This window comes from Methanoregula sp. (assembly GCF_049690535.1).
Taxonomy (GTDB): Archaea; Halobacteriota; Methanomicrobia; order Methanomicrobiales; family Methanospirillaceae; genus Methanoregula.
This window is the reverse complement of the sequence record NZ_JBAVMX010000004.1, coordinates 1-10,793: the sequence shown is the minus strand read 5'-3', so window position 1 is coordinate 10,793 and position 10,793 is coordinate 1. Positions and strand designations below refer to the sequence as shown.

Sequence of the window (10,793 nt, the reverse complement as noted above, 5' to 3'; positions counted from 1 at the left end):
TCGCGTCGGCACGATCGGTCACTTTCTTTGGGATCCCGGCAAGACGGGCCACGTGGATACCGTAACTCTTGTCGGTCGCACCGGGGATGAGTTTTCGTAAGAAGACAACGTCCTGTTTTGTTTCCTGTACCGCAAAATGGTAATTTTTCACCCGTTTTAACTCCCTTTCCATGTCGATGAGCTCGTGGAAGTGGGTGGCAAAGAGCGTCTTTGGGCCGGCAGACGATTTCCCGTGCAGGTATTCGAGCACTGCTTTTGCAATCGAACATCCGTCCACCGTGCTCGTGCCCCGGCCGATCTCGTCGAGAATGATAAGACTCCTCGGGGTCATGTTGTTGAGGATGTTTGAGAGTTCGAGCATCTCGACAAAGAACGTGCTCTGGCCGCTTGCGAGGTCGTCAAAAGCACCGACCCGGGTGAAGATCCGGTCGATGATCCCGATGCGTGCCGAGCGGGCGGGAACAAAACTCCCGGCCTGCGCCATGATACAGCAGAGCGCGACCGAGCGCATATACGTGGACTTCCCGGCCATGTTTGCGCCGGTGATGATCATGATCTGGGTCTTTTTCCCTTCCAGGTCTGCATCGTTTGGCACAAACCCGCCGGGCAGACTCCGCTCGACAACCGGGTGCCGCACATCCCGGCAGGCGATCGCATCGCCGTTGTCCAGCTGCGGGCGGACGTAATCGCCTACCTGTGCGACATCGGCAAGCGCGGCAGAGACATCGAGCGTTGCGATCCCGGTCGCAATCTGCTGGAGAGCGGGGATCCTTGTCCGGATATCATCGATGAGCCCGGTATACAGTTTGCGTTCGAGGGCGAGCACCCGCTCGTCGGCGTTCGTGATTAACGCCTCTTTTTCCCGAAGTTCGGGGATCGTATATCTCTCACCGGTCGCGGTGGTCTGGCGGCGCTCGTACCGGGCCGGGACAAGAGCGATGTTGGTCTTGCTCACGTCGATGTAATAACCGAAGACCCGGTTGTACCCGATCTTTAACGATCGTATTCCGGTCTTCTCCCGCTCCTGCTGCTGGAGTTCGACGATCCAGTTCTTCCCTGAGTGCAGGATGCCGGTCATCTCGTCAAGTTCTTTTGAATAGCCGGGCCGGATCACGCCACCGTTCTTTGCGATCGCGGGAGGGTCATCGGTGATTGCCCTTTGGATCAGATCGATGAGGTCGGGGAGATCGGAGAGCATGTCCCGCGATGCAGTTATGTGCTCCGGCATGACGTCAGCGGTTGGCGATGCCGGCGCTGCGAGGCATTTTTTGATCGCCGGGATCGTTGCAAGCGAATCGGCAAGTGCGACAAGATCGCGAGGACCGGCGTTCCCGTACGCGATCCGGGCCGTGATCCGCTCGATGTCGGAATGGTGTGCGAGCAGTTCCCGGAGCGAGAGGCGCAAGGCCGTATTCTTCACAAAATATTCGACTGCGTCAAGCCGCCTGTCGATCTGTGCAACATCCGTGAGCGGCCGGGTGATCTGCCGGCGCAAAAGCCGGCTGCCCATCGGGGTCTTTGTCCGGTCAAGCACGGAAAAGAGCGTCGCGCCCTTCGTGTCGCCCCGGATACTCTCGTGCACCTCCAGGTTGCGCAGCGTGACTGCGTCAAGCATCATGCCCTGGGCAGACGTGCGTACAGAAAGCCCGCTTACCTGCGGGAGCGCGGACTTCTGGGTCTCCTCTGCGTAGGCAAGCGCGGCTCCTGCCGCCCCTACCGCAGCCGGCATCGTGTCGCACCCGTAGCCGGCAAGGGAGGTCACGTGGAAGTGGCCAAGCAGGGTGCTCCCTGCACGGTCCGGGAGGAACCGGTCATCAGCGTAGGGTGTGACCACGACCCCGTTCTGCCGGAGGGAGGCCCGCAGGTCTTCGCCAACTGCTGAGGGAACGATGCATTCGGCCGGCCGGTACCGGGCGATCTCGGACCGGAGATTCTCGACAATCCCTTCGCCCGGAAGGGTCGATACAAAAAATTCCCCGGTCGAGATGTCGAGGAGCGCGATACCCCAGTCTCCCCCTTTTGTCCCGGGAGCTACCGCCATAAGATACGTGGCGGCAGACGAGGGAAGCATGGCCGGGTCGATCACGGTACCGGGCGTGATCACCCGGACCACTTCCCGTTTCACGAGCCCTTTTGCGGTCTTCGGGTCTTCGGTCTGTTCGCAGATCGCAACCTTGTAGCCTTTTGCGACGAGCCGCGCAATGTAACCTTCGCCGGCATGGTGAGGAACCCCGGCAAGCGGGATCTTCTGGTCGCCGTTCTTTGACCGCGAGGTGAGCACAAGGTCGAGTTCTTTTGAGACGATCACCGCATCGCCTTCAAGGGTCTCGAAAAAGTCCCCGATATGGAAGAACAGGATCGCGTCGGGGTACTGCGCCTTGATCTCCCGGTACTGCCGCATGCCGGGGGTGAGGTTCCTGCCGTCATCAGCTGCCGCACCGGTGCCGGGACAAGGCTCAGTTTTCATCTGTAGGTATGTTTTGCTGACCGGGTGATTAAACCGTGCGGATCCGGTAACCCGGATCTCCTGTTTCCTTATGCACCATAGCGTCAGATAGTGCCCGGGTCACGGGGTTCTCCGGTAAAATACGAGGGCCGGCAGCGACACGAGGAGCACGATGAGTTCAAATGCGAATCCGATCGCAAGCCCGGTGCCAAACAGGTTAACCGCCGTAAGAAAGAGACCGGTGAGCGCGGGAATACCTGCCAGAAGAATGCAAAAACCGGCAATGATGAGGATAACGATCCCGACGACCGCGTTTTTGAGGTCCTGCGTGCTTGGGGAAAAGGAGATTGCGAGGCTTGTTACAAGATACAGGTAGAGGAGGAACCAGCCGTTGAATGCAACAAAAAGGTTCTGGTACAGGGTCTGGCCGATATTTGAGATCAACTGGTACAGCGACGCTGCCGAGTCAAGCGAGGGCATTGCGGACAAAAACCAGCAGCCGGCATAGGTACCGAATACCCACGTGAGCGCGGCAAGCACGAGCGGGAGGAAAAAGAGCGGGGCCGTGCTGATGATCACGTTCCCGAACAGAGGGATTGCGGGCGGTGCATACGTGACCATGCCGCCCTCTCGTGAGATCAGGACAACTTTTTTGATCCTTGCACCGGCCACAAGGCAGCCGATAATATGGGCGCACTCGTGGACGACAACACCCGGGGCGCTGACAAGAAAGTAGGGCCATGAACTGCGGAGCACCCGGGCCCAGATATGGTCGAGCAGGCGTGAAAGTCCCATGACGACGATGCCGGTACCAATGACAGCACCAAACGCGATCATCCCGGGGGTCAGTGAACTTTCCATGATGCAAGTATGTCCGGTGGCATCGGTAAAAAAAGCACATGTCCCGTTCATGGATATGCACGGCTGATAGGCTGATATATCCATAAAACGATGACCCTTGTATGCCTCCCGGAACTGCCCCGGATCCGATCGGGCCGCGCCCTGAACCCGGAGAGCGCCCGGTAAACCGGCTTATCCACGAAAAAAGCCCGTACCTGCTCCAGCATGCGCACAACCCGGTTGACTGGTACCCGTGGGGCGATGAGGCGTTCTCCCGCGCCGCAAAAGAGAACAAACCGGTCTTTCTCTCCATCGGGTACTCCACGTGCCACTGGTGCCACGTGATGACGCACGAATGCTTTGAGGATGAAACGGTTGCCGCGCTCCTCAACCGGAATTTTATCTGCATCAAGGTCGACCGGGAAGAGCGCCCGGATATTGACAGCGTGTACATGGGCATCTGCCAGCAGATGACCGGGCAGGGCGGCTGGCCGCTCACCATCATCATGACCCCGGAAAAACTGCCGTTCTTTGCCGGCACATATTTCCCAAAAGAGTCCGGCCACGGTATGCCGGGACTGACCGGGATCCTTGAACAGGTCGCTCTCCTCTGGCACGACCGGCAGGATGAGATCAGCCGGTCGGCAGGTGAGATCGCCGCGCTCTCGAGGGAGGTACCGGTTCCCGCTTCCCGGGATCCGGATCGTTTACTCATTGACGCAGGGTTCCGCGAACTGTCCCGGCAGTTCGATGAAAAGAACGGCGGGTTTGGGAACGCCCCGAAGTTTCCCGCCCCCCATATTGTGCTCTTTTTGCTCCGGTACTGGCACGTCACCGGTGAACCCCGGGCCCTCGCGATGGCCGAAAAGACGCTTGACTCGATCCGGCAGGGTGGCATCTGGGATCACGTGGGAGGGGGCCTCCACCGGTACGCAACCGATGCCCGGTGGCGAATCCCGCATTTTGAGAAGATGCTCTATGATCAGGCCCTCTTCGTGCTTGCCTGTACCGAGGCATACCAGGCAACACAAAACGATCGCTACCGCACGATGGCTGAAGAGTGCATCGGGTACGTTTTCCGTGACCTGCGCGCTCCAGAAGGAGTATTTTATTCGGCGGAAGATGCGGACAGTCCGGGAGGGGAAGGTGCGTATTACTCGTGGACTTCAGATGAACTTTCCGCGGTACTTGGCCCGGATGATGCAGCCTTTGCCGCATCTGTTTTTACCCTGACGCCCCTTCCCGCTCCTCTGCAGGGTACCGGGAATACCGGTGCGCAAAAAAACGCCCGGCACTTCATCCTCTCTGCTGCCGGGCCGGATCCTGTGCTCGCAGAGACGCTCTCCCTGCCAGCAGAGGATCTTGCCGCACGCAGGGAATCAATCCGGTCCCGGTTGTTTGCCACCCGACAGAAACGCACCCGGCCTGCACGCGATGACAAAATCCTCACAGATACGAATGCACTCTTCTGCACTGCGCTTGCCCGTGCGGGCAGGGCATTTAAGAATCCTGCATACACCGGTGCAGCAGAAAAGGCCGTGCAGTTTATCATCAACACCCTGTCGGGCAAAGGCCGGGAACTCCTGCACCGTTACCGTGACGGTGAAAGCGCCATTCCCGCATTCGCAGACGATTACGCATATCTCATCTCTGCACTGATCGCGCTCTACGAAGTCACGTTCAGCCCCGTGTATCTTTCCCGGGCGCTCGCATTCAACTCCGCATTTGTCACGCATTTCCAGGACCGCAAAAACGGCGGGTTTTTTACTGCGTCCGACCGTGCAGAGGAACTTCCCGTGCGCAGGAAAGAATGGTACGACGGCGCGGTCCCTTCAGCAAATGCGGTCGCCTTTGAAAACCTCACATGGCTTGCACGGGTAACGGAAGATAAGAACATTGAAGCGGCAGCGACTGCCTGCTCGCGGTTTCTTGCCGGTGCAGCAGAACGTGCCCCGAGCGCAACTGCTGCATTCCTTGCCGGGCTTACCTGCCTGCCCCTTGTAGGGGATACGCAGGATCTCGTGATTGCCGGTGACCCTGCACAGCCGGATACCCGCGCCCTGCTTGATGCAGCCTGCGATCAATACCTGCCCGGCCTTGCAGTCCTGCTCCGGCCCCCGGGAAAAGCCGGTGACGATCTTGAAATCCTCGCACCGGTTGTACGCGGGCGTACTGCCATAAACGGCCATGCCGCAGCGTATCTCTGTTCCGGCCATACCTGCCGGCCACCGGTACATGACCCGGACGAACTGGAACGGATGCTTGGCAAACGAAAAACGGCAAAGGATGTATCGTAAAATCAGAAAAATGCAGCAAACAAAAAAAATTACATGTTTTTTAGTGCAACGAGATCGCGCACGCCCACCAGTTTCCAGACAAGCGACCGCTCCTCTTCGGCGATCTTTGCCGGGGGATCGGCCGGGGAATGCCCGAGCGCGGCAAGGATATTGCTGGAGAGTTTGCGTTCCATGATCAGGTTGACAAATTTCTCCCGGATGATTTTCTTCTCTATCGAGTCCTCTACTTCTTCGAGATATCCCTGAAGCGTGACAAACGTATAGGACGAGAGGTCCTTTGTGTACTTCTCGATTTCCACCGACACATGCGGGCTTTTCCTGAAATATTCCTGTTTCTTGCCGTATTTGGTGGAGAGGAAATACATGAAGGATCCATCGAACACGTACAGGAACGGTGCGATGTAGGGGTATTTCTCGCCCTGGAATGCGATCCGGCAGACATATCCTTTCTCGATCAGCCGGTCATATTCCTGCTTGTCCATCCGGGGGATCTTTACAACGTCCATTGATTCGCTCCAATCTGCATTCAGGCAGGGAGATGATAAACCTTCGTAAATCTGCCTGTGAAGATCGCACAACGGCTATGGTTCATTATCGTTCGACCGGATACCCCGCCTGGACCCAGGCCTGCATGCCGCCCAGGACATTGGTCACATCAGGGAACCTATGCATCGAGAGCACGCTCGTCGCAAGGCTCCCCTTGTACCCGGAATCGCAGTATATGACAACAGGCCGGTCCTGCGGGATCTCCTGCAGGTGCTGCGGGAGCTCGCCGACATACACGTGCTGTGAACCCGGGATGTACCCGACATGCTCCCGGTTTTTCCGGTCACGGACGTCAAGCAGGAACGGCTTCTCACGGGTAAGCCGTTCTTTGAGATCCTGCACCGTGCAGGCCCCGGTTGTCGCGACAGGCCGTGCGGCCCGGAACCATGCAGGAAACCCGCCGGCAAGCCAGCCGGCTGTAGTGTCGTACCCCATCCGCTCGAAATGCCGGAGTACGGTATCGATCGTGCAGGTAAAATCGTCGACGAGGACGATGGGGCGTTCATAATCCAGGAACCAGCCGGCAAACGATCCGATGCCGTCCCGCCAGAGGGAGAGACTGCCCGGGATATGGCCGGCGGCAAATGCCGTGGGGAAACGTATGTCCACGATCTGGCAGCCGGATGCGATCATGCTCGCTACTGTGGCAACCGGGATTGGTTGTGGCCGGGGAAGATCGTTCAGGAGTACCGGCCCGGTTTTGTTGACGGTCTCCATCTGCCGGAAATAGGGCGGCAGGTACGGGGACTCGGTCGTGCGTTGTTCAACAAAGGCATCTTTTTTGATCAGAAGGAACGGGTTGGTGCGTCTCTCATATCCCAGAGTGGAGAACGGGTGGTCGGCGATCTCGCTCCCGCATGCAGAACCGGCACCATGCGCGGGGCAGAGGATGACGCCGTCTCCCAAGGGCAGGATCTTTTTTGTAATACTGTCGTAGATTTTTTCTGCCATCTCCGCTTTTCGTGCGGGCCCGAAAAAATCCGTTCTCGCAATATCGCCAAAAAAAAGAGTGTCGCCGGAAAAGACCATGTACGGTTCGCCTGACACTTCGGAGTCTGTAAGGACAAGCGTGATGCTCTCTTCCGTGTGCCCCGGGGTTTCAAGAACAGAAAGTTCCAGTGTTCCAAGCGTAAACCGGTCGCCTTCACGCACCGTATTCCCGTATGCAAAGTCCATTTTGGGACCATGGTAGATCTTTGCGTTGCACCGGTGCGCAAGTTCCAGCGCACCCGACACGTAATCCTCGTTCCGGTGTGTCTCGAAAATATGAGTTATAACGGCATCGTGCCGGTCTGCATAATCAAGACAGGGAGTACAGTCCCGCCGTGGATCGATAACTGCTGCTTTTCCTCCTGACCCGACAAGGTAGGTGTTCTGGGACAATCCCTCAGCGACAATGCGTTCAAACCACATACGGGAGACTCCTTTTAAGGGGTAGTCTCGTGCCGGGTCGTATATACTTTTGGCAGGTCAAAAAGAACCCGGGAAAAATCGGTGCCCTGCGACACGGAGAGAAAAAGCGCACGTGCCGTTATCGCACGTACGGGTACCGCAGGAGCAGGGGTTCCCCGGATCCGGGTGCCTGCTCACGGATGATCCGGCAGATCTCCTTCATGCTCACCGGGGAATACCCGATAACCTCTGCACTCACATTAATTCTTCTCCGGGCTGCATCGAGAAACGGGAAACCGCGAAGATCGTTGTTATGATGATGGCCGTGGATGATCCAGCCGTCAAAATTTTCCGGCGCATCGGCCGGGTCATGGATAAGCAGGAACCGGATCCCGTCAAAAGTAAGATCAGCCGTGGGAACCGTGGCTGTGGAGAACGACGTGTCATGGTTCCCGGCAACGAACGTGATATTCCCGTTAAGAAGCGCCCGGTACTCTGCTTCCGGGCGTGCATCCCTGCCGTACCGCAGATCGCCAAGGAAAAAAACCCGGTCTTTTTGGGCGACACAATAATTCCAGTTTGCAATCAGCACCCGGTCCATCTCTGCCACATCAGCGGGGACAAACGGGCGGGAGCAGTACCTGATAATATTTGCATGGCCAAGGTGGAGATCCGCGATAAGGAAAATTTCTTCCGGCCCGTGGCCGGCCGGGGCAGAGAGTTCAAATCCCACACGTTTGCGGTACAGCGCAAGGGACTGCTGCCATGACCGGGGATCATGGATCTCTTCCTGTGGGAGCCAGCATGTACGGAGGAGATCGAACTCGCCGAGGATCTCATCGTTGTGCATGACTGTGATCCGAAGACCGGCATCATCGAGCAGGATCGGCCGCAGGGGGATACCGTGGGACCGGTGAATGAATCGCATCTTCCGGGCCAGTGCGAAAAGTCGTGAACATAAACCCCTTACCCCGGGAACTGCTGCGGCAGGTACTGGTGTCACGGTTCCCGGTACGGCAAACAGGGATGCGATCTCTTCTGCTTTAGCCGGGGGGAGGAGGTTTGCGATGGTGACATGAAACCATTTCTCATCGGGTTGCAGGTCCCACGCGTTCAGGGAGATAGTAAAAGATGAGAGTGCCCGGGCAATCGCTGCCGTCAGTCGGGCAAGATCCGGGGAGGGTCGTACAGAAAATGCCAGCACGCCGCCGTGCGCACCGTTCCGTTGTTCCCACCCCCCGATGGTAAACGGGATCGTGCCAAACGTCCCTGCAATCGTACCGATGGTATCAAGAAGAAGTTTTTCCTTATCCGGATCTTCAAGCGTGAAAGGGCCGTACAGGGTAACATGCGGGTGCCGCTCCCGGTAACGCTCTGCGTCGGCTTCCTGTACGATGGCGCGTGTTGTCTCCTTTATCCGCCACCGGGACCGGGCAGGACGGATCTCGACAAGATACGTGTCGTCCATGCAAATATCGCCCGCAAATACAGGTTTATTGGCGGCGGAGGGTTAAAACACTGATTAATCGTTCGTTCACACGGTCGGGTTCCTGGTGCGATTTGCCGGTACCCATACGCTCATAGGTTCTTTTGATCAACACTATCCTTGCAGGCATGATGGATCAAAAACCGCCGGTCAAGGCAATACTGTTTGATATGGACAACACCCTCTTTGACCTTGTCGGGGCACAGATCGCGGCATGCGACTGTGTGGTGCGCCATCTCGGTCATGACGATGGCGATGAACTATTCTCGTGTTTTCTCACCGGTTCCCATGGTTTTGAGTCCACGGAAAATATCCGGCAGTACATGCAGGAGCGCAGGATCCCGACAAACGGGATGTACGATGAGGCCTGCCGGATCTATGCAACAGAAAAACTCCGGCACATTACCCCGTACCCCGGGGTTACAAAAACTCTGCAGGCGATCCGGGAAAAGGGATTTCCAACAGGTATCGTGACCGATGCGGAAAAAGCGGATGCCACACTGCGACTTGGCAGATGCGGGCTTTCCCGGTTTTTCGACTGCATGATCACCTTCGATATGGTCGGGGTAAAAAAACCGGCCCCCGACCCGTTCCTTACGGCGCTTGGCACGATCAGTGCCCGGCCGGAGCACACTCTCTTTATCGGCGACAGCCCCCGGCGGGATATCGAGCCCTGCAAGAAACTGGGGATCCGGACCGTATATGCCCGGTACGGGGACCGGTTTTCGAAGACCCGTGACTATACCGGGGCGGATTTTGTCATCGACCGCATGGACGAGATCCTTCGTATCGTAGAAGGCCTGACGGTTTCTCATTCCTGATCTGGTTTTGTGGGACAAAAACCCGGGCAGAAAACACCCTGCGCGGATGCAGGCTGGCCGGAAATCATGCGCCAGAATGGTTTTTTTGTACGGATTCCTGACCAAATATTAAAAAAGCCACAGGTACCATAAAAATTATGTTTGTTCCAACGAGGATCTTTTTCACCAAGGGGGTGGGAATCCATAAAGATCGTCTTGCATCGTTCGAACTGGCGCTGCGTAAGGCCGGTATCGAAAAATGCAACCTCGTGTACGTATCGAGCATTTTTCCGCCGAAATGCAAGCAGGTCACGACCCGCACCGGCCTCCGGGAACTCCAGTCTGGCGGCATCACGTTCTGCGTGATGGCAAGAAACGAGACAAACGAGCCCAACCGGCTGGTCTCTGCCGCAGTCGGCCTTGCCCTCCCAAAGGACGTTGAAGAATACGGGTACCTTTCCGAGCACCATGCATATGGCGAGATTCAGGACAAGACCGGGGAATATGCCGAGGACCTCGCGGCAACGATGCTTGCGACGACGCTCGGTATCGAGTTTGATGCCAATGCCGCATGGCAGGAACGCGAACAGACCTACAAGGCGAGCGGCAAGATCATCAGGACAAAACACGTCTGCCAGTCTGCGCAGGGCGACAAGAACGGGTTGTGGACAACCGTGATTGCCGTAGCGGTTTTCCTGTAATCTTTATTTTTTTGGGAACCTGGCCCGCATTTTGTTTTTTAGACTCATTAGCAGATGAGCCGGTTATTTCCCGGAATCCTCGAAGATCGTGACGCGATCGTTTTTTTTGTAAAACCTCAAGCGGATGAGTTGAGGATTTTTTCCGGAAGCATCAGCCGTGACCCGGACTTTTTTCGAAATTTTCAGATGCTTGATCAAACTTTTTTTTGGAATTTTCAGCTCGTGACTCGTTCATTTTTAAAAATCCTCAGCAGCTGAGTCGCTCTTTTTTGCAAATCTTCCGCT

General features: G+C 56.9%; 8 protein-coding genes. 3 read left to right on the top strand and 5 right to left on the bottom strand.

Features of this window, described 5'->3' with window-relative positions; all coding sequences use genetic code 11:
* Both mutS and WCE46_RS00155 read right to left on the bottom strand, forming a co-directional pair.
* On the bottom strand, window positions 1-2,467 hold a 2,467-nt coding region (mutS, locus tag WCE46_RS00160), incomplete at its 3' end, for a DNA mismatch repair protein MutS (RefSeq protein ID WP_424731681.1).
* Between the two features lie 99 nt (window positions 2,468-2,566).
* Entirely contained in the window at window positions 2,567-3,307 is a 741-nt protein-coding gene (locus tag WCE46_RS00155; protein WP_424731680.1) for a metalloprotease family protein, read from the bottom strand.
* 101 nt (window positions 3,308-3,408) lie between these two features.
* On the opposite strand from WCE46_RS00155, the gene WCE46_RS00150 reads away from it, so the two are divergent.
* Window positions 3,409-5,583, top strand: a complete 2,175-nt coding sequence (locus WCE46_RS00150) for a thioredoxin domain-containing protein (RefSeq protein ID WP_424731679.1) — start codon at window positions 3,409-3,411, stop codon at window positions 5,581-5,583.
* 29 nt (window positions 5,584-5,612) lie between these two features.
* On the opposite strand, the gene WCE46_RS00145 is transcribed toward WCE46_RS00150, so the two are convergent.
* The 3 genes from WCE46_RS00145 to WCE46_RS00135 all read right to left on the bottom strand — a co-directional run bounded on the left by WCE46_RS00145 (window position 5,613) and on the right by WCE46_RS00135 (window position 8,989).
* Window positions 5,613-6,089, bottom strand: coding sequence for a pyridoxamine 5'-phosphate oxidase family protein (locus WCE46_RS00145; protein WP_424731678.1), 477 nt, complete (start codon window positions 6,087-6,089; stop codon window positions 5,613-5,615).
* Between the two features lie 85 nt (window positions 6,090-6,174).
* A complete protein-coding gene (locus WCE46_RS00140) occupies window positions 6,175-7,542 on the bottom strand; it encodes an MBL fold metallo-hydrolase (protein ID WP_424731677.1) in 1,368 nt (455 codons plus the stop codon).
* A gap of 118 nt (window positions 7,543-7,660) precedes the next feature.
* Window positions 7,661-8,989 carry a 2'-5' RNA ligase family protein gene (locus tag WCE46_RS00135; RefSeq protein WP_424731676.1) on the bottom strand — a complete coding sequence of 443 codons (1,329 nt, stop codon included), beginning with the start codon at window positions 8,987-8,989 and terminating at the stop codon, window positions 7,661-7,663.
* A 146-nt stretch (window positions 8,990-9,135) separates the two neighbouring features.
* On the opposite strand from WCE46_RS00135, the gene WCE46_RS00130 reads away from it, so the two are divergent.
* Complete coding sequence (locus tag WCE46_RS00130) at window positions 9,136-9,828, top strand: HAD family hydrolase (RefSeq protein ID WP_424731675.1); 693 nt, start codon at window positions 9,136-9,138, stop codon at window positions 9,826-9,828.
* Window positions 9,829-9,965: 137 nt separating this feature from the next.
* Window positions 9,966-10,508, top strand: a complete 543-nt coding sequence (locus WCE46_RS00125; RefSeq protein ID WP_424731673.1) for a pyruvoyl-dependent arginine decarboxylase — start codon at window positions 9,966-9,968, stop codon at window positions 10,506-10,508.
* The last annotated feature ends 285 nt before the right edge of the window (window positions 10,509-10,793 follow it).